This is a genomic window from Isoptericola variabilis, from assembly GCF_050311655.1.
Taxonomy (GTDB): domain Bacteria; phylum Actinomycetota; class Actinomycetes; order Actinomycetales; family Cellulomonadaceae; genus Isoptericola; species Isoptericola variabilis.
Window position 1 is genome coordinate 265943 of record NZ_JBNOZM010000002.1, and the last position, 22406, is coordinate 288348.

Here is a 22406-nt window from a genome sequence, read left to right on the forward strand (position 1 = left end):
CGCGGGCGGGCTCACCCGACCGCGGGGTCGCCCTCCAGCAGCGTCAGGTACGGGGCGATCGCGGGGAACACCCACAGGAACAGGGCCGCCACGACGGCGGCGACCAGCACCAGCGACTGCAGCACCCGCCAGAACACGTTGCCCGGCAGGTGACGGAAGATCCACGCGTACATGTCGTCTCCTTCCTCAGCGGACCTGCTCGGGCGTGCCGTCGGCGCGGTCCATCCAGCCGACGAAGGCCGCGTACGTGATCCAGCGGTGGTCGTTGCCGTACTCGCCCAGGGTGAGCGAGTGGCAGGTGGTGAGCGTCAGCAGCCGCTCGGTGGGCTTCTCGTCGGGGTGGTGGGGCACGGGCGCGACGACGTCCACCTGGTCGGGCGTGACGATCTCGTGGTCCGTGACCTCGTAGACGTACCAGGTCGTCGCCGTCTCGACGATGATCTGGTCGCCCTTCTCCAGCTCGTCGACGTGCCGGAACGAGTTGCCGTGCGTGCGCCGGTGCCCGGCGAGCGCGAAGTTGCCCACGTCGCCCACCTGCTGCGACGTCTCGTAGTGGCCCGCCATCGCCCGGTCGAGGACGTCCATCCCCGTGCCCTCGGCGATCGGCATCGCGTTGTTCGTCAGGCCGTACCACGCGGGCACGATGAGCGTGCCGATCGTCTCGCCGTAGCCGACGGGGTCGGGCACGGGCGGGTCGTCGGTGCGCAGCTCGGCCGGCTCGGGGTTGGCAGGCGGCAACGTGGCCTCGAACTCCTGCATCACCTGCTGCGCCTGCGCCGTGGCCTCGACGGACGTCCACCACAGCTGCCACACGACGAACAGCCCCAGCACCACCCCGAGGGTGATGAGGATCTCGCCGACGCCGCCCACCACCGCGCTGCCGACGCCACGGCGTCGGGCGGGTCGGGCGTGGGTAGGACTCGTCACGTGCGCGATGCTACGTGGTCCGCGGCCCCGCTGCGGCCCTGTCGCGGCTCTGCCCCCGCCTCTGTCCCGCCACTGTCGCCGTCGGGCACGGCCGTGGGAGCCTGGGGCGATGACCAGCGACGACGGTGCGCGGCGGAGACGCGAGGACGGTCAGACGGACCGCGGGAGGGCGGCGCGGCTCCGCCGGCGGTGGGACCGCGAGTCGGCGGGGTACGACCGGGCGTTCACGGCCGCCGAGCGGCGGATGTTCCCCGGCCTGCGCCAGCGGGTCTGCGCGCTGGCCGAGGGCCGCACCCTCGAGGTGGCGGTCGGCACAGGGCTGAACCTCGAGCACTACCCGGCCGCGGTCACGCGACGGGCGGCGGACGGCTCGGCACCCGGCGGCCTCGTGGGCGTCGACCAGAGCGCGGGCATGCTCGACGTCGCACGGCGCCGCGCCGCCCGGCTGGGCCTCGCGCTCGACCCCGACACCGACCTGCGCGTCGGCGACGCCCAGGCGCTCGACCTGCCCGACGCCTCGTTCGACACGGTCGTGTGCACGTTCTCGCTGTGCGGGATCGCCGACGAGCGGGCGGCCCTGGCGGAGATGACGCGCGTGCTGCGCCCGGGCGGGCTGCTCCTGCTGGCCGACCACGTGGCGTCCACCGCCTGGCCTCTCCGGGCGCTGCAGGCTCTCGCGGACGTCGTGAGCGTGCCGCTCGCGGGCGAGCACTTCCGGCGGCGGCCGATGCGATGGGTGCTCGAGCGGGGCCTCGCGGTCGAGGACCACGGGCGCACGCGCGCCGGCGTCGTCGAGCACGTGGCCGCGCGCGCACCGGGCCCAGGCGTCGGCCGCTGACGGAGGGTCAGCCGCTGACGTCGAAGGCCGTCTCGCCGACCGGCGGGACCTCCTCGACGTCCACGCCCGTGACGAGCGCCGCGGGCGGCCCCTCGCGCAGGAACGCGAGCATCGCGTCCACCGCGTCGGGCGTGCCCTCGACCTCGGCCTCGACGGTGCCGTCCGGGAGGTTGCGCACGACGCCGCCCACGCCCGCGCGGCGCGCCGCCTCACGGGTCGACCAGCGGAACCCGACGCCCTGCACGCGGCCGTGGACCCGCACCCGCCTCCGCACCGTGCTGGTCATCCGCGAGCCCTCCCGTCCTGGTGTACCCGTCGACATGGACCTGTCGACGCCGGCGCCCCCGTCGCAGGGGTCAATCGAAGATGTCGCCGATGTCCCCGATGTCGTCGAGGATGCCGCCGAGCACCATCCCGCCCAGGACGGCCCCGAAGACGTCGGAGCCGCCGCGGCCGGCGGGTCGCCGGCCGCCCTGCCAGCCGTACCCGCCGCCGTACCCGTCCGGCCCGCCGTTGTAGCCACCGTCCCAGCGCTGCCCCTGCCCGGAGCGCGCGATGTCGCGGTGCGCCAGGGTCGCGGCCTCCGCGGCGAGCGCGGCACCCCGGCGTGCGGCGGCCACGCCCCGCTCCGGGTCGTCGGCCGTCCGCGCCTGCGCCACCTCGCGCTCGGCCTCGGCCAGGCGCGTGCGGGCGTCGGCACCCACCGGGGCGCGGTAGTCGTCGACGACGGAGCGCGCCGCCGCGAGCTGCCGCTCGGCGTCGTCGAGCGCGGGCCCGAGCCGGGCCGCCGCGCGCCGGGCGCGCTCGTCGCGCTCGGCCCGCTCCGCCACGGCGTCGTCGAGGGCGGTGTTGGCCTCCCGGACGCGGGTGAGGGAGCCCACCGGGTCGCCCGGCTCGCCCGGGGCGGGCAGCGCGGCCAGGGCCTCCTCGAGCGCGGTCACCGCGCCGTCGATCCGTCCGGCGCGTTGGCCCTCCGGGAGGGCGCGCGCCTGGGCGAGCTCGGCGCGCGACTCCGCCACGATCGCGCCGAGCGCCGCCTCCGCGCGCAGCGCCTCGGCCTCGTAGTCGTCGACGGCGCGCAGCAGGCCCTCGGCCCGGCGCACTGCCTCCTCCGCCGCGCGGGCGGCGGCCCCGGCCTCCGCCACCTGCTGCGTCGTGAGGCGCTTGCGCGCCGCCGCGGCGCTGCGCCCCGCGAACTCGAGGAGGCGCTCCGCCTGCTCCGGGTTGTCCGCGACGGGCAGCAGCGCCCGCTCGGCGTACTGCCCCCGCAGGCGCTCGAGGTCGGCGCGCGCCGCGGGGACCGCCTCGCGGACCCGGGCCAGCTCGGCGTCGACCCGGTCGACGGCCTCCGGGGTGGAGCGGACCGTCTGCCGCAGCGCGGCGAGCCCGCGGTCGAGTTCGTCCAGGGACGCGTCGGCCGACCGGCACAGATCGACGATCCGCGCGGACCACTCGCGGCGCTGCTGGTCGGTGTCCGGGACGTGGTCGTGCAGGAGCTGGTTGTGGTGGAACGCCTCGGACAGGCGCTCGCGCGCCCGCCGCAGGGTCGGCGCGAGCTCGCGCGTCTCCCGGTCGCCGAGCTCGGCCTGGGCGAAGGCGAGCTCGTCCTCCGCGAGGCGGGCGCGCTCGTCCGCGCGCACCAGCGCCGAGCCGGCCTCCACGCCGAGACGCTGCAGCTCTGCCTCGAGGTCCTGCGCCCGCTTCCGCCCCGCCGTGCGCCGTCGCGCCGCCCAGAAGGCCACCGCGGTCACCAGCACGACCACCACGACCAGGCCCGTCACGATCCCGACGATCTGCCCCGCATCCATGCTCGGCATCGTAGGCGGCTCCGGCCGGGTGCGGGGACGGCCTGGCGACGAGCGCGGCCGGCGACCTGTCAGGGCAAGGGCGAGGGATTCCCCGCCCTGGCCCTGACAGGTCGCCGGCCTCGCGCCTCAGCCGCGACGTCGGGCGAGGCGCAGCGCCACGAGCACCGCCGCACCGGCGAGCACCACGACGCCGCCCGCGATGCCGAGCACCACGACCAGCTCGGAGGCGTCGCCGCTCGCGGCGTCCGCGGTGGTCGCGGTGTCCGCCGTGCCGGCTGCCGCACCGGCAGCCTCACTTTCGCTCGCGGCCCCGGCCGGGGCGCACGGGGACGCGTCCGCCGCCGGAGCGGCGGCCTCGGCCCCGGCGGGAGGCTCGTACGTGAACGAGAACTCGCCGCTGGTGGGGTGGCCGTCGGCCGACACGATCCGCCAGTCGACGGTGTACTCGCCGCCCTCGCCCAGGGCGACGGGCACCGACACGGTGCGGTCCTGCATCGTCGGGCACCCGGTCGCGTAGTCGGTCCCGGCGGCGTCCGTCACGGTGATGACCGTGCTGGACCCCTCCGCGGACAGGTCGAGCACGACGTCGTCGAACGTCACGTCGACGGACCCCGGCGGTGCGGTGACGGTCGACCCCGAGGCCGGCGACGTCCCGACGACGACGTTGTGGGCGCTCGCGGGCGCCGCCGTGCTGACGACGCCGGCCGCACCGAGGCCGAGGGCGAGGGCGAGGGACCCCGCCCCGGCGAGGGTCCGTCGCGCGACTCCGCGGCCACTGCGCGCGCTCATCGCTGCTCCGCGTCGTCGGTGGCGGTCGCGGTACCGGTGCCGCCGGCGCGTGTCCGCGCCAGGGCGACGACGCCCGTGACGGCGCCCACCAGGCCGAGCCCGAGGCCCGCGGCGCCGAGCGCCAGCGGGAGCGTGCCGGAGCTGTCGTCGTCGGCCGTGGCCGCCGTGCCGGTGGCGGTGCCGGAGGCGCCGCCGGCACCGGCCGCCGCGGCCGTGCCGTGCCCGCCGTCGGCGGAGGCCGGCACGACCTGCAGGACGGGCGCCGGCAGTTCGGGCTCCTCGTCCCCGGACGCCTCCTGGTCCCAGGCGACGACCTCGCCGTCGGAGTAGGTCTGGGTGGCGGGGAGGACGAGCTGCTCCACGCCGTCGGGGACGGCGCCGGCCGACACGGTGAACCGCAGGAACTCGCCCGGGGCGATGGCGGCGTCGGCGTCGTCGGCGGTCCACTCGATGCTCGCCGGCGCCTCGGTGACGGTGGTGCCGTGCACCTCGACCGGCTCGGGCAGGGCCGCCTGGGTGACCTTCGCGGTCCAGCCCGGCACGGGCTCGACGGACACGCTGGTGAACGGGGTGTCGGTGGGGAGCTCGAGCCGCACGGCGGTGGTCGAGGCCTCGGGCGACTCGTTCGGGACCTTGACGGTGAGGGTGGCGTACGACCCGGCCTCGGCGGTGTCGGGGGTCACGGTCACGTGCGCGGACGCCGTGGCCGCGCCCAGCACGAGGGCCGGGACGGCGAGGGCGGCGGCACCGACGAGCCGGCGGGCGCGCACGGGCGCGGGGGACTGCGGGGTGGTCCTGGACATGGGTGTGCTGCTCCTGGTGATCAGGTGTGGTCAGGGGTGGGTCGTCGGACGACGACGGGCCCGCCCCCGTCCGACGACGGACCAGGGCAGGCTCAGGCGGCGCGCACGAGGGCGCCCGGGAGCAGCGGGGGACCTCGTGGCGGGGTGCGCCGCAGGGCGCGGGACCGGTGGGGGCGCCAGGTGCGCCCGACGACGACGGCCGGCCGGCCGGGCACCGGCGGCGCCGGCCGGTCCTGCACGAGGAGCGCGACGTGCCGCAGGTGGCTCGCGACGTTGACGGCGGCCCGGTCGCCCGCGGCGAGCAGGAGCGCGGTGAGGAGCACCGCGACGGCATGCGCCACGAGCATCCAGGAGGTCGTCCCGGCGTCCTGCGCGTGGTGCAGGTGCAGGCCGTCGCCCGTCGCGGGGGCGAGCGAGCCCGGGCCGAGGGCGTGGAGGGCGTGCCCGTCCCGCGCTTCTTGCCCGTCCAGCAGGCCGGGGCCGTCGGGGCGGTCGGGGCCGGCCGCCCCGAGCACGGAGAGGGCGGCGTGCTGCACGAGCTGCAGCGCGACCATCGCGGGGAGCAGGCGCCGGAGCGTCAGCCGACGGCGGGCGGTCCACACCGCGAGCGGCGCCGTGAGCGCCAGGACGACGAGCCACGCGAGGGGTGCCCCGGGGAGCGCGCCGCCGGCCAGCAGGTGGGCGGCGGCCGCGATGCTGAGCGTCGTGCCGGCGACGAGGAGCTCGCGCACACGACGGACGACCACGGGCACCCCCGCACCCTACCGTGCCCGCGGCGTCGGTCCGGCGGCGCGCCAGCTCCCGGGAGGCGGCGAAAGGGCTGGTGGGTGCCCCGACACGCGTGGCGGGACGCCGCCCGCCGCACGGTCGTGGGCTACGGTGGGCGGCACGACACGGGGTGCGTCCCGTCCGGCCACGGCATCACCGCCTGGCCGGCGGGCGCTGAGATCACACCCGTCGAACCTGATCTAGCTCGCACTAGCGAAGGGATGTCGACATGAGTGCGCGCGCACCTGAAGACAGCTCCGCCGGCCGCGCCGGCACCACCGCCCCTGTTCCCACCACCCTCGCGCCGTCGTCCTCGACGACGGCGCAGCGGGCGTCCCGGGGCAGCCGGCCCCGCGTCCTGGCCGTCGCCGGCTCCGACCCCTCCGGGGGAGCGGGGATCCAGGCGGACCTCAAGTCGATCGCCGCCGCGGGCGGGTACGGGATGGCGGCGCTCACGGCACTGACCGTGCAGAACACCCGGGGCGTGCGCGACGTCCACGTGCCGCCCGCGGCGTTCCTCGCCGCCCAGCTCGACGCCGTCACCGACGACGTGACCGTCGACGCGGTGAAGATCGGGATGCTGGCCTCGGCCCCGGTGGCCCGGGCCGTGGCTGCCTGGCTCGACGCCCTGCCGCGCGACGCGTCCGCGCCGTCCGGCGGGCCGGGGGCGGCGCGCCCCGCCGTCGTGCTGGACCCGGTCATGGTGGCGACCAGCGGGGACCGGCTGCTCGACCCGGCGGCCGAGGACGCCGTGCGGGACCTGCTCGGGCGGGTGGACGTCGTGACGCCGAACCTGCCCGAGCTCGCGGTCCTCGCGCAGGAGCCCGTCGCCGCGGACTGGCCCGCCGTCCTCGAGCAGGCGCGGCGGCTGGCCGCCCGGCACGGGGTCCTGGTGGTGGCGAAGGGCGGCCACCTGGGCGCCGCGTGGGCCGGCACGTCGGAGGACGGGGCTCCGGACGCCCTGGTCGGCCCGGACGGCGTGCTCGCGGAGCTCCCCGGGCCGCGGCTGACCAGCACGTCCACCCACGGCACCGGCTGCTCGCTGTCCAGCGGGTTGGCCGCACGGTACGCCCGCACGGGCGACTGGGCCGAGGCGCTGCGGGGCACCAAGGCCTGGCTGACCGCCGCGATCCGGGCGGGGGAGGGCCTGCGGGTCGGTGGGGGGAACGGGCCCGTCGACCACCTGGTGGGGCTGCGCGCCGGCGGCGTCGAGCCCCTCGCGCCGTCGGGCGCGGACGGTGCGGACGGAGCGAGCGAGGTGTCCGGGGAGGACGTCGTCGCCCGGTGGTGGGACGACGTCGCGGGCGTGCGCGCCGCGATCGACGACCTGGCGTTCGTCCGGTCGCTGGGCGACGGGACGCTCCCCGCCGACCACTTCCGGACGTACCTGGAGCAGGACGCGCTCTACCTGCGCGACTATGCGCGCTGCCTCGCGCGGGCGAGCGAGCTCGCGCCGACTCGGGCCGAGCAGGCGTTCTGGGCGGGCGGCGCGCACGGCGCCCTGGTGACGGAGCTCGACCTGCACACGCGGTGGCTCGGCGGGGAGCCGCAGGGCGTGGCCGCCAGCCCGACGACGGCGGCGTACCTCGACCACCTGCGCGCGGCCGGCGACGACTACGCGACCCTCGTGGCCGCCGTCCTGCCCTGCTACTGGATCTACCAGGACGTGGGGGAGCGGCTGGCCGCCCGCAACCGCCCCGGCCACCCGTACGCGGCATGGCTGGGCACGTACGCGGACGAGGCGTTCGCGGACGCGACGCGCGAGGCCGTGGCGATCCTGCGCCGGGCCGTCGCGGCGGCCGACGCGCCCACCCGGGACCGGATGGCCGCGGCGTTCCGCGCGGCGTGCGAGCACGAGCTCGCGTTCTTCGACCAGACCGGCCTGCCCGGCCGGGCCGGCGCGGCACGCCCCGCCGGCGGCAGGCCCGCCGAGCCGGTCCCCGTGCCCTGACCTCGGGCGGTGGCGGCTCCCGCCGCCGGGCGCGCGTCGTGCCCGACGGCGGGATCCTGCGGGGGTAAGCGGTATCCCGAGTTCGCGGCGCACCGCATGATCCGAGCAAGCGTGTCGGGGGCGAGTGACAGAATGGATGTGATGCCCGACACGAAGCGCACTTCGCGCAGCCGCAGCCGAGGCGCCCGCCGCGCCGAACCCTCCGACAGTCCCAGGAGGAGCCCCGCCTCCTCCGCTCCCCACCGCGCTGCCCCGCCCGGCACCTCGCCGGGCGCCGAGGGCCCGCCCGGCCGCCCGGGCGCCGCCACCCCTGCGGCCGCCGTCGCCCCCGCAGGTTCCGAGCTCTCCACCTGGGCGTCGGTGCGCCGGCTCTACCCGTACGTCCGGCCCGCGCTGCCCCGCATGGTCGCCGGCCTCTTCTCGGCGCTCGGCGCGAGCCTCGCGGCGCTGGCGATCCCGCGCGTGCTCCAGGCCCTCGTCGAGGGCCCGCTCGCGGAGGGCGCCGCCGCCCACGACCTCGGCGCGCTCGTGGTCCCCGTGCTCCTCGTGCTCGTCCTGGGCGTCGCGGAGGCCGGCTTCGTCCTGCTGCGCCGCAACCTCGTGATGTACCCGGGCACGCGGGTCGAGGCCGAGCTGCGGATGGCGCTGTTCCGCCACCTGCAGGACCTGCCCGTCGCGTTCCACGACCGGTGGCCCGGCGGGCAGCTGCTGAGCCGCATCATGGGCGACCTCGGCCTGCTGCGCCGGTGGCTGGTCTTCGGCCTCCTGCAGCTCGTCGTCAGCATCGTGACGATCGTCGTGGGCGTGGGGATCCTGCTGGCCACGGCCGGCTGGCTCGGCCTCGTCTACCTCGCGGGCGCGATCCCGGTGACCGTCATCGCGTTCCGCTTCTCGCGGCGGTACCGCGTCATCGCGCGCCTGTCGCAGGACCAGTCGGGCGACCTCGCCACCACCGTCGAGGAGTCCGTGCACGGCATCCGCGTGCTCAAGGCCTTCGGCCGCGGGCGCGACGCCCTCGACTCGTTCACCGACCAGGCGGAGGAGCTGCGCCGCACGGAGATCCGCAAGGCGGGCAACCAGGCCACCGTCACCACGTCCCTGCAGCTCATCCCCGAGGTCACGCTCGCCGTCTGCCTCGTGCTCGGCACGGTGCTCGCCGCCCAGGGGCAGATCACCGTCGGCAGCCTCGTCGCCTTCTTCCTCACGACGGCGGTGATCAACGGCCCCGTGGTCGACCTCGGGATGACCCTGTCGATGACGCTCAACGCCCGCACCGCCGTCGACCGCTTCTTCGAGGTGATGGAGACCCCGAACCCGCTGGCCGACCCCGACGACCCCGTCGAGCCCGGCCCGGCCCGCGGCCACGTCGAGCTCCGCGACGTCACGTTCCGCTACGAGGACGCGCCGCGGCCCGTGCTCGAGCACGTCGACCTGGAGCTCCCCGTCGGGACGACGACGGCGCTCGTCGGCCTCACCGGCTCCGGCAAGTCCACCCTCGCGATGGTGGTGCCCCGCATCGTCGACGTCACCGGCGGGCAGGTGCTGCTCGACGGCGTCGACGTGCGCCGCCTGCGACGGCACGACGTGCGCCGCGCCGTCGCGATCGCCTTCGAGGACCCCACGCTGTTCTCCGCGTCGGTCCGCGACAACGTGCTGCTCGGCGTCCCCGAGGCCGGCCCCGACGCCGTGCCGGAGGCGGAGCGCGAGCGGCGCCTGCACGAGGCGCTCGAGGTGGCGCAGGCCGGCTTCGTCCACGACCTGCCGCAGGGGGTCGAGACCCGGATCGGGGAGGAGGGGCTGTCCCTGTCCGGCGGGCAGCGGCAGCGCCTCGCGCTCGCCCGCGCCATCGCGGCACACCCCGCCGTGCTCGTGCTCGACGACCCGCTCTCCGCGCTCGACGTCGCCACAGAGGAAGCCGTCACCGCGCGCCTGCGCGACGTCCTGGACGGGACGACGAGCCTCGTCATCGCGCACCGGCCGTCCACCGTGGCGCTCGCCGACCGGGTCGCCGTGCTGCAGGACGGCCGGATCACGGCCGTGGGCACGCACCGCGACCTGCTCGCCACCGACGCGCACTACCGGCACGTGATCTCCAGCCTCGAGCAGGACTGGGAGGAGTGCGCCGAGCACCCCGACCAGGAGGAGGAACCCGAGCAGGCCCCGAGCGGGCAGGAAGAGAAGGAGGTCCAGCGGTGAGCCGCCCCAGCACCCCGGAACCGTCCCGGCCCGCGACGTCCGGGACGGGAGGACGCCGCCGGCCCACCGACGCGACCGCGGACGACGCCACCCAGCTCGACGCCCAGGCGTCCCGCGACGTCAGGTCCCGGTCGCTGCGTCTGCTGGGCGAGCTGCTGCGGCCGCGCCGCGGCGCGCTCGCCCTCGCCGGCCTCCTCGTCGTGGTCTCGACCCTCGGCCAGGTGGCGGGCCCGTGGCTCGTGTCCCTCGCCATCGACTCCGCGGTGCCCGACCTCGTGGACGGTGACGTCGGCACCCTCGTGCTCGTCGGCTCCGCCTACCTGGTCGCCGCGGTCGTCGGCGGCCTGTGCGCCGGGGCCTACGTGCGCCAGGCCGCACGCATCGCCCAGGGCGTGCTCCTGGACCTGCGCCGTCGCGTCTTCCGGCACACCCAGCTGCTGAGCCTGGAGTTCCACGAGTCGTACACGTCCGGCCGCATCATCAGCCGCCAGACGTCCGATCTCGAGGCACTGCGCGAGCTGCTCGACGGCGGCCTGACCGGCGTCGTCTCGTCGCTCATGCTCATGGTCTTCACCGGGCTGAGCCTGTTCCTGCTCGACTGGCGCTCGGGCCTCGTGCTCGCGGTGGCCCTCGTGCCGGCCTGGCTGCTCACCCGGTGGTTCCAGAAGCACTCGCAGGTGTTCTACCGCGAGCAGCGCACCACCTCCGCGCGGCTCATCGTGAAGTTCGTCGAGACGATGACGGGGATGCGGGCCGTGCACGCGTTCCGCCGGGAGTCCACCACCGAGGCGGAGTACGGCCGGCTCAGTGAGCAGTACCGGGACGCCAACCTCAACACCATGGGGCTCAACGGCCGTTACCAGCCGGGCCTCGTGCTCATCGGGAACGTGGCCGTCGCGGCAGCACTCGCGATCGGCGGCTGGCGGGTCTACTCGGGCGGGCTGGACGTCGGCGTGCTCGTGGCGGCCCTGCTGTACGTGAAGCGCTTCTTCCAGCCGATCCAGCAGCTCGGGAACTTCTACAACTCCTTCCAGTCCGCCACGGCGGCGCTGGAGAAGGTGTCCGGCCTGCTGGCCGAGGAGCCCACCGTCGTCGAGCCGCGGCGTCCCGTGGCGCTGCCGCACGCGCGCGGCGCCCTGCGGCTGGACCACGTCACGTTCCGGTACGGCGACGGCCCCGTGGTCCTGCCCGACCTCGACCTCACCATCCCGGCGGGGCAGACGGTCGCGCTGGTCGGCACGACGGGCGCGGGCAAGTCCACGCTCGCCAAGCTCGTGACCCGGTTCTACGACGCGAGCGAGGGGCACGTGCTGCTCGACGGCGTCGACGTGCGCGACCTGTCGACGACGGACCTGCGGCGCGCCGTGGTCATGGTGACGCAGGAGGCCTACCTGTTCAGCGGGTCCGTGCGCGAGAACATCGCGCTCGGGCGGCCCGGGGCCTCGCAAGAGGACATCGAGGCCGCCGCACGGGCCGTCGGGGCGCACGAGTTCATCATGGACATGCCCGACGGGTACGACACCGACGTCAACAAGCGAGGCGGACGCGTGTCGGCCGGCCAGCGGCAGCTGCTGTCCTTCGCGCGCGCCTTCCTCGCCGACCCGGCGGTGCTCGTGCTCGACGAGGCGACGTCGTCCCTCGACATCCCGGGCGAGCGGCTGGTGCAGCACGGCCTGCAGACCCTGCTGGCCGACCGCACCGCGATCATCATCGCCCACCGGCTGTCGACCGTCGCGATCGCCGACCGCGTGCTCGTCATGGAGCACGGCCGCGTGATCGAGGACGGCGCGCCCGACGAGCTGGCGGCGGGGGACGGGCACTATGCGGCCCTCAACGCGGCGTGGCAGGACTCGCTGGTGTAGCCCTGGGTTTTGTGGCTGGGGGACGAGCAGGACGAGAGATTCTTCGCGGGGACGTATCCCTCCCGAAGTGGAGGGCGCCCTGGCGCCCGTGAACGCGTCCCCGCGAAGAATCTCTCGTCCTGCTCGTCCGCTGTCGGCTCACGGCCGTGCGCGAGATCTCCTCGGCTCAGGTAGTTCGAGCTCGCCCAGGTAGTTCGAGCTCGCCCAGGAGTTCGGACCGACCGGGTAGTTCAGCGCCCGGCGAGGTCGTTCAGGGCGTGGCGAGGTGGTGCGGGCGGCTCAGCGGGCGTACGGCGCCCAGCCGTCGTCGCCGGCGAGGTAGGCCTCGCGCGTGTGCGCGGCGGCCTGCGCGGCCGTGAGCTGGGGCCGGCCGGGGCCGGTGAGGGCGCCGGGGCCGGTGTTGGCGTGCTCCGCGTTGCTGCCGGGGGCCCAGTCGAAGCCGGACATGGTGGTCCACGCGTCGTCGCGCTGCAGGTGCACGCCCAGCCAGGAGTCGCGGACGACGACGCGGGGGTTCGTGTCGGGGTTGCTGCTCGGGTGCCAGGGGCGGCCGAGGTAGTAGGTGCCGGTGCTCGCGTTCGTGAGGAACCGGGTGCCGGTGACGAGGAAGCCGTGGGTGAACCCGGAGGAGGTGCTCGGCGCGAACACGTACCCCGAGGGCGTGCTGTCGCGGCGCAGCGCCTTGATGGTGGAGTCCTCGACGACGGCGGTCGCGCGGCCGAACACGAAGTCGACGTCGCCCTCGATCCAGCTGTTCGTCACGTAGACGCGGGCGGGGACGTCGGCGCTCGGCGTGTCCAGGTACAGGGTGTCCTGGTTGCCCAGGAACCGGCAGTGCTCGAACACGACCCGGTCGGCGCGGGTCTTCACCGCCACCGCCTGGTGCCCCGACAGCTCCGGGTGCGCGGCCTCGTCGAACGCGTTCTCGAAGGTGACGTGGCGGGCCTCGAAGCCGGCGCCCGAGACCGTGACCGAGGCGCTGCCGGTCGTGCCCCACGTCCCGCCGCCGGGCTTCGGGGTCCCGGCGGCCCGGTCGTCGGTGATGACGACGTCCTCCGGTTCGCCCGTCGACCCGACGACGGTGAGTTTGACCTTGTCCGGTCCGACGTCGACCCGGCCGTGGTAGCGGCCGGGGCGCACCAGGATCTCGACGCGGTCGGGCGACCCGGACGGCGCGAGGTCGACGGCCTGCTGGAGCGTCGTCGCGTCGCCCGTGCCGTTCGCGGCCACGACGATGCGGGGCACCGAAGCGTGTCGCGGGGCGCCGCGACCGACCGCGGACGCGGGCGTGGCCGAGGCGAGCACGGCGCCGAGCGCCACCGCTCCGGGCAGGGCGAGCACGGACCGGCGTCGGACGGTGCGAGGCACGGGCCTGCTCGGACCATCCGTCGAACCATCCGTCGAAGCACCCGGCGAGCGGTTCGGCGCGGGTCGGTCGGCAGGGGCGTGGTGGGAGCTCTCGTGCGGTGCGGGCAACGGTGCCTCCGGGGCTCGGGCGGGTCGCCGTCGACCCGCGGTGCGAGATGAGCGAGGGAACGCGTGGTGAGAAACCGGTTCCCCGTCGCCCGGCATCGTGTCACGACAGCCCCGGGCGCGACAAGAGGTCCAGGTTCACCGGGGGGACGACCGTCTCGAGCTCGTGCCGCACCCACCAGTCGCCCGTCCGGCGGCGCTCGTCGGGCGTGGTGTAGCGGTAGCGGAAGAGGCGCATCCGTACCCAGCGCGGAGGGGCGCCGTCGAACGGGTCGTCGCGCAGCAGGCGGAGCGTCGCCGGGTCCGCCTCGAGCAGCCGTCGGCACAGCCGCGGGAGCCACGGCGCGGGTGCGCCGAGCGGGACGAACCACAGGACCCAGTCGAGCCGGAGGTGGTACGGCGCGACCTGCGGCGGGCGGCGACGGACGTCGCCGGGCTTGCCGCGGAACCCGTACTCGTGCCAGTCGTCCGGCCCCGGCCGCTCGGCGAGCGTGCCCTCGACGACCACCTCGTCGCGCCGCCGCGTCACGCTGCCGAACGCGCCGTAGGCGTTCACCAGCCGCAGCGGCTCGAAGCTCGCGTTCATCCTCTGGTGCCGGGAGGCGAGGTTGAGCGCCGGGCGCACGGACAGCGCCGCGAGGAGGACGGCGACGAGCGTCACCGCGACCACGTAGCCGGACGGCGCCGGGGGCGCGGACCCGACGCCGGGTGCGGCGGCCGGCGCCAGACCGCCCAGCAGCGTGCGCCACACGCCGTCGGACACCATGGCCGCGCCGAGCACGATCGCGGCCCAGTTCAGCCAGGCGAAGTTGCCGGTGAGGACCAGCCACCCCTGGGTCAGGACGACGACGCCGCCCGCGACGCTCGGCAGCGGCTGCGGCAGCCACAGCAGCCACGGCACGAGCAGCTGGGTGACGTGGTTGCCGACCACCTCGGTGCGGTGCCACCAGCGGGGCAGGTGGTGCGCGTGCCAGCTGAACGGGCCGGGCATCGGCTGCGTCTCGTGGTGGTAGTCGAGGGCGGTGAGGTCGCGCCACGCCGGGTCGCCGCGCCACTTGATGAGCCCGGCCCCGAGCTCCAGCCGGAACAGCAGCCAGCGCGCGGCGAGCACCAGCAGGAACGGCACGGGGACCGCGGGGGAGCCGAACCAGGCGGCGAGGAACGCCAGCTCGCACAGCAGCGTCTCCCAGCCGAAGGCGTAGAAGCGCTGCCCCACGGACACGATCGAGAGATAGCCGGCCCACAGCACGAGCAGGACGGCGGTCGTGACCCACCACGGCCCGGTCTGTGGCAGGCCCACCACGACGGCGGCGCCGCCCGCGGCCCCGAGCACCCCGACGACGACCAGCAGCCGGTCCGAGTAGTGCACCTGGAACAGCGACGGCGCGTCGCGGAACCGGACCCGCGCCGTGAACCGCCGCACGGGCAGGAGCCCGCGGTCGCCGAGCAGGGGCCGGAACTGGCCGAGGGCCTGGAGGAACGCCAGGCACAGGAGTGCCCCGACGCCGCGCTGCAGCACCTCGCGGGCGACGTCGTAGTCGGCGGTGGCCCACCAGCCGCCGAGCTGGTCCAGCTGCCGGCCGAGCTGCTCAGGCACGCCTTCACGCTAGTCGCGGGCCGCGGTGCCCGCCTCGACGAGCCGCTCGACGAGGGCCTGCGCCGCCGGCGTCGGCGCGCCCACCGTGAGCGCCAGCACCTGTCGCGTGGCGCCGGGCAGGGGCTGCGCCACGACGTCCGGGTTCCGGTGCGCCCGCAGGGCGAGCGACGGGAGCAGGCTCACCCCGGCGCCGGACGCGACGAGCGCCTGCACGGCCACGTAGTCGTCGGTCTCGAACGCGATGCGCGGGGCGAAGCCGGCGGTGGCGCAGCGCGCGACCAGGTCGGCGCGGCACCGCTCGCAGCCCGCGATCCAGGCGGCGTCGCGCAGGTCGACCAGCGAGGGCGGGGCGTCCTCGCCGCTCAGGGCCGCGTCCGTCCCCGTGCCGGCCGCCCGGCGGACCAGGGTGATCGGCTCGGAGTGCACCGCGGTGACCTCGAAGCGCGACAGGTCCATGGCCGGCCGGGCGTGCGGGGCGTCCGTGTGCTGGAAGACGAGGGCCACGTCGACGTCGCCGGCCTGCAGCGCCGCGACGGCCTCGGGCGGCTCGGCCTCGACGAGCCCGACGCCGAGCCCGGGGTGCGCGGCGCGGAGCCCGGCGACGGCGGCGGGCACGAGGGTGGCGAGCGCGGACGGGAAGGCGGCGAGGCGGGCGCGGCCCGCGCGGAGGCCCACCAGCGCGTCGAGCTCGCGCCGGGCACCCTCGACGCGGCCGAGGATCTCCTCCGCCCGGTCGGCGAGCAGGCGCCCGGCCTCGGTGAGGCGGACGCCGCGGCCCGCGCGCTGCAGCAGGGCGATCCCGGCCTCGGCCTCGAGGCGCGCCAGGTGGTGGCTCACCGACGGCTGGGCGTAGTGGAGCTCGCGCGCCGCGGCCGTCACGGACCCGGTGCGCGCGACGGCGGCGAGGACGCGCAGGCGCGTGAGATCGAGGTGGGGCGGGGGAGCGGGTTCGACGGACACGGCGACAGCCTACGACGACTCATCGGTCGCATCGATGGGGGTGAGTCAGAAGAGGCATTGGACCTATCGGTCGCCCGGAGGTGACCCTGGTGTGATGACGACGACGACCCCGCAGCCCGCCCCCGAGGTGCCCGCACCCCCGACGATGCGCGACGTGCTGGCCGCCGCCCGGCGGATCGACGGGCTCGTCGTCCGCACGCCCGCCCTGACGCACCCCGAGCTGGACCGTGCCGTCGCCGCCGCGGGCGCCGCGGGCACGAGCCTCGTCGTCAAGCACGAGAACCTGCAGCACACGGGCGCGTTCAAGGTGCGCGGAGCGCTCAACCTCCTCCTCGGGTTCGACGACGACGCGCGCCGGCGCGGCATCGTCGCCTACTCGACGGGCAACCACGCCCAGGCGCTGGCGTTCGCCGCCCGCCGCACGGGCACGGCCTGCACCATCGTCATGCCCGAGCACCCGAACCCGCTGAAGGAGCGGGCCGTGCGCGACCTCGGCGCCGACGTCGTGCTGCACGGGGCGACGTTCGACGACGCCCGGGAGCGTGCCGGCGAGGTGGCCGCCGCCACCGGGGCGCGCCTCGTGGGGGCCGCCAACGAACCGGTCCTCGTCGCCGGCGTGGCCACCGCGACGCTCGAGCTCCTGGAGCAGGCGCCCGACCTCGAGGTGCTCGTCGTCCCCGTGGGCGGCGGCTCCGGCGCCGCGGCGGCGTGTCTCGTCGCGGGCGCGCTCGCCCCCGGGCTGCGGGTGGTCGCCGTGCAGGCCGCGGCGTCCCCGGCGGCCCACGACTCCTGGCGCGCGGGCGAGCTGCGGACCGCGGCCAACGCGACGCGCGCCGAGGGGCTCGCCGTCGGGTGCGGGTTCGCCCTCACCCAGGCCGTGCTGCGCGAGCGGCTGGCCGACTTCCTGCTCGTCGACGACGACGCCATCGCGGTCGCCCAGCGCCACTACCTCACCGGCGCGCGCACCGTCGCCGAGGGGGCGGGCGCCGCGGCCCTCGCCGCCGTCCTCACCCACCCCGCCGCGTTCGCCGGACGTCGCGTAGGCGTCGTCTGCTCCGGGGGCAACGCCGGCGAGGCCGAGCTGCGGCGCGCGCTCGCGGGCTGAGCGGTCGACGGGTGCGGGCACGCCGCCCGGAGATACGCTGCCGGGCATGGCCCGCTACTTCGACGTCCACCCGGTCGACCCCCAGCCCCGGGCGATCGGGCAGGTCGTCGCGCTGCTGAACGACGGAGGCCTCATCGCCTACCCGACGGACTCCGGGTACGCGCTCGGCTGCCGCGTCGGCCAGCACGACGGCACGGAACGGATCCGGCAGATCCGGCACCTCGACGCCGGACACCACTTCACCCTGGTGTGCGCCGACTTCGCGCAGCTCGGCCAGCTCGTGCGCCTCGACAACAGCGCGTTCCGCGCCATCAAGGCCGCCACCCCGGGGCCGTACACCTTCATCCTCCCCGCGACGCCGGAGGTCCCGCGGCGCCTCGCGCACCCCAAGAAGAAGACCATCGGCGTCCGCATCCCCGACTCGCGGGTGGTGCAGGCGCTGCTGCGCGAGCTCGGCGAGCCGCTGCTGTCGTCCACGCTCATCCTGCCGGGCGCCGAGCAGCCCCTCACCGACGGCTGGCAGGTCAAGGAGGAGCTCGACCACGTGGTCGACGCCGTCGTCGACGCCGGCGAGGTGATCGCCGAGCCCACGACCGTCGTCGACTGGTCCGGGGGGTACCCCGACGTCGTCCGTGTCGGGGCCGGCGACCCGGCACGGTTCGAGTAGGCGGCTCGAGCAGCAGGACGCTCCCCACGGGTCCTGGCGGGCGCGGTTAGGGTGCTGCCCATGAGCGACCGCGGACTTGCCCTGGCCCGATCCAAGATGGAGGCGGAGGGCGTCGCCCCCGCCGCGATCGAGACCTTCACCCGCTTCTACCACCTGCTCGAGTCGGGGGAGACCGGGCTCGTGCGCGAGGCCGACGTCGAACCGCTGACCGACCTGCCGCGGCACGCCGACCTCGCGGTCTCCGACGCCGATGCCCAGGCCGCCCTCGCGCAGACCGCGATCATCAAGCTCAACGGCGGCCTCGGCACGTCCATGGGCATGGACAGGGCGAAGTCGCTGCTCACGGTGCGCGACGACGCACCGGGCCAGGGCGATGCGGACGAGGCGGGCGGCCTCACCTTCCTCGATGTCATCGTCCGCCAGGTGCGCGCCGCCCGGGAGGCGACGGGCGCCCGCCTGCCGCTGGTGCTGATGAACTCGTTCCGCACCCGCGACGACACCCTCGCCGCGCTCGCGCCCTACGACGACCTCGCCGTCGACGGCCTCCCGCTGGACTTCCTCCAGAACCGCGAGCCGAAGCTGCTCGCAGACACGCTCGAACCGGTCGAGTGGCCCGCCGACCCGACCCTCGAGTGGTGCCCGCCCGGGCACGGCGACCTGTACCCCGCGCTGCACGCCTCGGGGGTCGTGCGGGCGCTGCTGGACGCCGGCTTCCGGTACGCGAGCGTCTCCAACTCCGACAACCTCGGCGCGGCCCCCGACGGCGCGATCGCCGCCTGGTTCGCGTCCTCGGGCGCGCCCTACGCCGCGGAGATGTGCCTCAAGACGCCCGCCGACGTCAAGGGCGGCCAGCTCGTGGTGCGCAAGAGCGACGGCCGCATCGTGCAGCGCGAGACCGCCCAGACGCACCCCGACGACGTCGACGTCTCGCTCGACCCGACGGTGCACCGCTACTTCCACACCAACAACCTCTGGTTCGACCTCGAGGCGCTCGCGGCCGAGCTCGACCGCACCGGCGGCGTGCTGGAGCTCCCGCTGATCCGCAACGAGAAGACCGTGGACCCGACGGACGCGTCGTCGCCCGCCGTCGTCCAGATCGAGTCCGCGATGGGCGCGGCCGTCGCGGTCTTCGAGGGCGCGACGGCGATCGAGGTGGGGCGCGAGCGCTTCCTGCCCGTGAAGACGACGAGCGACCTGCTGCTCATGCGCTCGGACGTCTACGAGCTCACCGACGACTACCGGCTCGTCGCCCAGGTCGACGCGCCCTTGGTGAAGCTCTCGACGACGTACAAGCAGATCGCGGCGTTCGACGAGCGGTTCGCGGCGGGCGCGCCGTCGCTGCGCTCGGCGTCGTCGCTCACCGTCGAGGGGGACTGGACCTTCGGCGCCCGCGTGCGGGCGGAGGGCGACGCGGCGCTGCCCGACGCCGGCGAGCCCGCGACCGTGCCCGACGGCGCGACCGTCACCGCGGACGGCGTCCAGCACTGACGGCCCCCGACCGTTGTGAGCACGATTTCGGGGACTATGGAGAGCCCCATAGTCCCCGAAATCGTGCTCACAAGCGTCGTCGGGTGTCGCCTCAGTCCGCGGGGAGGTCGACGACGCGGTTAGCGCCGGGGACGGGCGTGAGGGTGCCGGCGGAGGCGGCGGCCAGGTCGTCGCGCAGGCGGGGGAGCGCGGCGGGTGGCACCAGCAGCGCCAGGCGGGCGACGGCGGCGTACGTCGGCTCCTCGAGGACGGCGCCGTGGGCCTGCGCCCAGTCGCGCAGCAGGTGGTCGACGCGCCCGGCGTCGGCGTGCGGGACGTCGACGGTGACCTCGGTGAGCACCTCGCGCCGGCGCAGCACACCGTCCGCGGCGGCGGCGTCGAGCGCCTCGGCGACCGCGCCGGAGTAGGCGCGCACCAGGCCGCCGGCGCCCAGCAGCACGCCGCCGAAGTATCGCGTCACGACCGCCACGACGTCGGTGATCTCCCGACGGCGCAGCACCTCCAGCATGGGCACCCCGGCCGTCCCGGAGGGCTCGCCGTCGTCGGAGGAGCGCTGCTGGTCGGCGTGCGTGCCGACGACCAGGGCCACGCAGTGGTGGCGCGCGTCCCAGTGCTCCTTGCGCAGGCGGGCGACGACGGCGTCCGCCTCCTCGACGGTCTTCACCGGGGAGAGGTGGGCGAGGAACCGGGACTTCTTCACCACGAGCTCGTGGTCCACGGGGGCGGCGAGCGTGCCCGGGAGCCCGGCAGGCAGGGTCGCGGGGGCGGGGCTGTCGGGTCGGCTCACCGCACGAGGCTACGACGCCGGCGACACGCCGGACGATGTCCGACAAAAAAGTGTGCCAAGCGCCAGGATCGACCCATGACTCGTGAATCGACGTCGCCGGCCGCGGAGGACAGGGTCGCCCCGGGACCGGACGACCCGGCCGCCCCTCCCGTCGCCCGATACCCCCGGCCGACGGTCACGCTGGACGAGGCGGAGTGGGTGTGGCGCGAGCTGTCCGTCGAGGCGCTGCGCCCGGGCGGGAAGCCGGAGGTGGTGCGGCTGGCCGTGATCGCCGGCCTCACGCGGGCGACCGGTGCCCGCTACGGCGACCTGCTACGGGTGCGGGCGGAGGACCTGGACCTGGGCCGCGAGCCGGACGCAGCCGCGCGTCGGGGGCGTGTGGGGGGCACACGGGACCCGGGGGAGGGGAGGGTGCTGCTGCGGCACGGCAAGCACCGGACCCTGCGGGAGCACCGCCTGCCCCCCGAGGTGGTGCTGCTGCTGCGGCACTGGATGGTGGTGCGCACCGAGCTCGCCGCCGAGCTGGAGGGCTCCGTGCCGCGCGCGCTGCTGCTCACCGTGCACCACACGCACGACCACGGCACGACGGTCGCGAGCGGCCTGCCGATCACGCGACAGGGGCTGGTGCTGTCCTGGCGGCGCTTCGTCCACCGCACCAATGCGCGCTACGGGGCCGTGCGTGCGCCGCTGCCCACGCGGTTCGAGCAGGTGCGCCGGGCGTGGATCGACGCGGGCGTGCCGGACCTCGGCCGGGACGTGGCGCCGCCTGGGGAGTCGTCGGACTTGTCTGAAAAATAGTGTGCCAAGCGCCCTTGAAACCACAGCTGCTCTCCCGCACACGTCACCCCAAGCAGGGGCGAACGGCCCCGACGCGCAGGGTGCGAGGACCTGCCCCTCGGCCCGGGGACCGGAGGTCGTGCGCGTCAGGCCGTGGCGATGCCGAGGAGGGGCGCGTCGGGGGAGTGCGACGGCAGCTCCTGGAAGCCGTACCGGTCGTAGAAGGCCCGGGCGCGGGCGTTGGCCGGGTCCATGCCGAGGTGCACGCCGGGCACCCCGCGCCCGGCCAGCGCGGCGCGCAGCGTGTCCATGAGCCGCCGGCCCAGACCGCGGCCCTGGTCCTCGGGCAGCAGGTCGATGTGCAGGTGCGCGGGGTACCGGTCGAGCTCGTCGGCGGTGATGCCGCGCACCATGCGGCCGGGGTCCTTGCCCGCGTCGAGCAGGGCCGCCTCGGAGAACCGGGGCTCGCGCCCGGACGGCGAGAGCCCGGTCCGCGGGTGGCGCTCGGCGAAGCCGGGTCCCCAGGCCCGCTCCCACCACGCGACGAAGGCGCGCGTGTCCGCGACGCCGATGACGTACCCGGTGAGACGGCCGTCGTCGACGCGCAGGACGTCGTCCGCGGGGTCCGTGGGGGCGGCGTCACGCGCCGGCTCCTCGTCGGGGCGCACGACGACGAACGCGAGCTCGGGCGCGTAGTCGACGTAGGGGAGGGCGAAGACCTCCGGCATGAGGAGGTCGTCCGAGTACAGGCCGCGCGCGTCGGAGCCGCCGGCCGCGGTACGGACGCAGACCTCGGCGACGGCCGCGCGGTCGGTGGCGCGGTAGGGGCGGATCACAGGGTCATCATGCCGGAGGGGCGCCCCCGCCGGAGCAGGGGCGCCCCTCGCCGGGCACGAGCCGCCGGGCGCGGCCTACTTCTTCTTCCGCGTCGTCGTCCTGGTGCCGCCGGTCTTGGCCGCAGCAGACTTGGTCGCGGCCTTCGCCGGCGCCTTCGTCGCCGTCGTCGTGGCGCTCTTGGCGGCCGCGCTGCGGGTGGTCGTGGACCGGGTCCCCGCGGCGGCCTTCTGCGCCGCCCCCTTCTCGGTCGTAGCGCCCGCGGTCGAGAGGTCGCCGCCGGCGCTCTCGAGGTGGGCGCGGACGAACCAGTGGAACAGCTCGAGCTCGTGCAGGTGGCCGATGAGGAGGTCGTTGGTCACGTCGTCGAGGGGCTCGGTGTCCTTCGCGGCCTTGCGGTGCGCGGTGATCACGCCCTCGTAGACCTCGTCCAGGGCACCGAGGTGCTCGATGGCGGAGGCGCGGCGGAGCGCGTAGTCGTCCCAGGTGCGGGCGGCGACGAGGGCGCCGGGGGTGCCCACGGGCGAGACGCCGAGGGTCGCGATGCGCTCCGCGACCGCGTCGGTCATGGCCCGGACGGCGTCCACCTGCGGGTCGAGCATCTCGTGCACCGCGATGAAGTGCGGGCCCACCACGTTCCAGTGCACGTGCTTGAGGGTCAGGTGGAGGTCGGTGAGGGAGTTGAGCCGCTCCTGCAGGATGGCGGCCACCTTCGCGCCCTGCTGGGTCGTGAGCGAGGGCACCGTGTAGCGCGGGGTGTTGCGGTCAGCCATCGG

20 protein-coding genes, 1 pseudogene and 1 riboswitch are annotated in these 22406 nt (G+C 75.8%); of the genes and pseudogenes, 8 read left to right on the forward strand and 13 right to left on the reverse strand.

The annotated features are described in order from the left end of the window. Window positions 1–11: 11 nt before the first annotated feature. Together ACQP60_RS05625 and ACQP60_RS05630 are read right to left on the reverse strand one after the other, a co-directional pair. Entirely contained in the window at window positions 12–173 is a 162-nt protein-coding gene (locus tag ACQP60_RS05625; protein WP_429729218.1) for a hypothetical protein, read from the reverse strand. Between the two features lie 13 nt (window positions 174–186). Further along, window positions 187–927, reverse strand: a complete 741-nt coding sequence (locus ACQP60_RS05630) for a class E sortase (RefSeq protein WP_429729220.1) — start codon at window positions 925–927, stop codon at window positions 187–189. 109 nt (window positions 928–1036) lie between these two features. Between ACQP60_RS05630 and ACQP60_RS05635 the strand changes: the two genes are divergently transcribed. Continuing rightward, a complete protein-coding gene (locus tag ACQP60_RS05635) occupies window positions 1037–1765 on the forward strand; it encodes a class I SAM-dependent methyltransferase (protein WP_429729222.1) in 729 nt (242 codons plus the stop codon). 7 nt (window positions 1766–1772) lie between these two features. Here the strand turns inward: ACQP60_RS05635 and ACQP60_RS05640 are convergent, their stop codons facing one another. The 5 genes from ACQP60_RS05640 to ACQP60_RS05660 all read right to left on the reverse strand — a co-directional run bounded on the left by ACQP60_RS05640 (window position 1773) and on the right by ACQP60_RS05660 (window position 5917). Further along, window positions 1773–2051: an acylphosphatase gene (locus ACQP60_RS05640; RefSeq protein ID WP_429729224.1), complete on the reverse strand. Its 279-nt coding sequence runs from the start codon at window positions 2049–2051 to the stop codon at window positions 1773–1775. A gap of 70 nt (window positions 2052–2121) precedes the next feature. Beyond that, window positions 2122–3573 carry a coiled-coil domain-containing protein gene (locus ACQP60_RS05645; protein WP_429729226.1) on the reverse strand — a complete coding sequence of 484 codons (1452 nt, stop codon included), beginning with the start codon at window positions 3571–3573 and terminating at the stop codon, window positions 2122–2124. Window positions 3574–3699: 126 nt separating this feature from the next. Next, on the reverse strand, window positions 3700–4362 hold the full coding sequence (locus ACQP60_RS05650) for a copper resistance CopC family protein (RefSeq protein ID WP_429729228.1): 663 nt from the start codon (window positions 4360–4362) through the stop codon (window positions 3700–3702). Continuing rightward, a complete protein-coding gene (locus ACQP60_RS05655) occupies window positions 4359–5165 on the reverse strand; it encodes a YcnI family copper-binding membrane protein (RefSeq protein ID WP_429729230.1) in 807 nt (268 codons plus the stop codon). Before ACQP60_RS05655 ends, ACQP60_RS05650 begins: the two co-directional genes overlap by 4 nt. A gap of 92 nt (window positions 5166–5257) precedes the next feature. Further along, window positions 5258–5917, reverse strand: coding sequence for a hypothetical protein (locus ACQP60_RS05660; RefSeq protein ID WP_429729232.1), 660 nt, complete (start codon window positions 5915–5917; stop codon window positions 5258–5260). 132 nt (window positions 5918–6049) lie between these two features. Continuing rightward, window positions 6050–6172: riboswitch (TPP riboswitch) on the forward strand. Here ACQP60_RS05660 and ACQP60_RS05665 point away from each other — a divergent pair. The 3 genes from ACQP60_RS05665 to ACQP60_RS05675 all read left to right on the forward strand — a co-directional run bounded on the left by ACQP60_RS05665 (window position 6163) and on the right by ACQP60_RS05675 (window position 11942). Continuing rightward, window positions 6163–7884: a bifunctional hydroxymethylpyrimidine kinase/phosphomethylpyrimidine kinase gene (locus ACQP60_RS05665; RefSeq protein ID WP_429729234.1), complete on the forward strand. Its 1722-nt coding sequence runs from the start codon at window positions 6163–6165 to the stop codon at window positions 7882–7884. It overlaps the preceding riboswitch by 10 nt. A gap of 402 nt (window positions 7885–8286) precedes the next feature. Then, window positions 8287–10080 carry an ABC transporter ATP-binding protein gene (locus tag ACQP60_RS05670; RefSeq protein ID WP_429729962.1) on the forward strand — a complete coding sequence of 598 codons (1794 nt, stop codon included), beginning with the start codon at window positions 8287–8289 and terminating at the stop codon, window positions 10078–10080. Continuing rightward, window positions 10077–11942 carry an ABC transporter ATP-binding protein gene (locus tag ACQP60_RS05675; RefSeq protein WP_429729236.1) on the forward strand — a complete coding sequence of 622 codons (1866 nt, stop codon included), beginning with the start codon at window positions 10077–10079 and terminating at the stop codon, window positions 11940–11942. The genes ACQP60_RS05670 and ACQP60_RS05675 overlap by 4 nt, the downstream gene beginning before the upstream one ends. Window positions 11943–12221: 279 nt before the next feature. Here ACQP60_RS05675 and ACQP60_RS05680 read toward each other — a convergent pair whose 3' ends face one another. The 3 genes from ACQP60_RS05680 to ACQP60_RS05690 all read right to left on the reverse strand — a co-directional run bounded on the left by ACQP60_RS05680 (window position 12222) and on the right by ACQP60_RS05690 (window position 15972). Next, window positions 12222–13310, reverse strand: a complete 1089-nt coding sequence (locus tag ACQP60_RS05680; RefSeq protein WP_429729237.1) for a pectinesterase family protein — start codon at window positions 13308–13310, stop codon at window positions 12222–12224. A 208-nt stretch (window positions 13311–13518) separates the two neighbouring features. Next, a complete protein-coding gene (locus ACQP60_RS05685) occupies window positions 13519–15012 on the reverse strand; it encodes a lipase maturation factor family protein (RefSeq protein ID WP_429729239.1) in 1494 nt (497 codons plus the stop codon). A 9-nt stretch (window positions 15013–15021) separates the two neighbouring features. Continuing rightward, on the reverse strand, window positions 15022–15972 hold the full coding sequence (locus tag ACQP60_RS05690; protein ID WP_429729241.1) for a LysR family transcriptional regulator: 951 nt from the start codon (window positions 15970–15972) through the stop codon (window positions 15022–15024). A gap of 94 nt (window positions 15973–16066) precedes the next feature. Here ACQP60_RS05690 and ACQP60_RS05695 point away from each other — a divergent pair, with 94 nt between their 5' ends. From ACQP60_RS05695 to ACQP60_RS05705, 3 genes are read left to right on the forward strand one after another with little or no spacing between them, the layout of a single operon-like run. Beyond that, on the forward strand, window positions 16067–17077 hold the full coding sequence (locus ACQP60_RS05695; RefSeq protein ID WP_429729243.1) for a threonine ammonia-lyase: 1011 nt from the start codon (window positions 16067–16069) through the stop codon (window positions 17075–17077). Window positions 17078–17123: 46 nt separating this feature from the next. Continuing rightward, window positions 17124–17744: an L-threonylcarbamoyladenylate synthase gene (locus ACQP60_RS05700; RefSeq protein WP_429729245.1), complete on the forward strand. Its 621-nt coding sequence runs from the start codon at window positions 17124–17126 to the stop codon at window positions 17742–17744. 60 nt (window positions 17745–17804) lie between these two features. Further along, the gene (locus tag ACQP60_RS05705; RefSeq protein WP_429729247.1) at window positions 17805–19232 is read left to right on the forward strand and encodes a UTP--glucose-1-phosphate uridylyltransferase; all 1428 of its coding nucleotides are present in this window, start codon (window positions 17805–17807) and stop codon (window positions 19230–19232) included. Between the two features lie 91 nt (window positions 19233–19323). Here the strand turns inward: ACQP60_RS05705 and ACQP60_RS05710 are convergent, their stop codons facing one another. Next, window positions 19324–20019: an IMPACT family protein gene (locus ACQP60_RS05710; protein ID WP_429729249.1), complete on the reverse strand. Its 696-nt coding sequence runs from the start codon at window positions 20017–20019 to the stop codon at window positions 19324–19326. A gap of 75 nt (window positions 20020–20094) precedes the next feature. Between ACQP60_RS05710 and ACQP60_RS05715 the strand changes: the two genes are divergently transcribed. Further along, the gene (locus ACQP60_RS05715; protein WP_429729251.1) at window positions 20095–20817 is read left to right on the forward strand and encodes a tyrosine-type recombinase/integrase; all 723 of its coding nucleotides are present in this window, start codon (window positions 20095–20097) and stop codon (window positions 20815–20817) included. Between the two features lie 125 nt (window positions 20818–20942). Here the strand turns inward: ACQP60_RS05715 and ACQP60_RS05720 are convergent, their stop codons facing one another. Further along, entirely contained in the window at window positions 20943–21632 is a 690-nt protein-coding gene (locus tag ACQP60_RS05720) for a GNAT family N-acetyltransferase (RefSeq protein ID WP_429729253.1), read from the reverse strand. Window positions 21633–21848: 216 nt separating this feature from the next. Then, window positions 21849–22403 (reverse strand): annotated as a pseudogene (locus ACQP60_RS05725) (Dps family protein); the annotation flags it as partial. Between the last annotated feature and the right edge of the window lie 3 nt (window positions 22404–22406).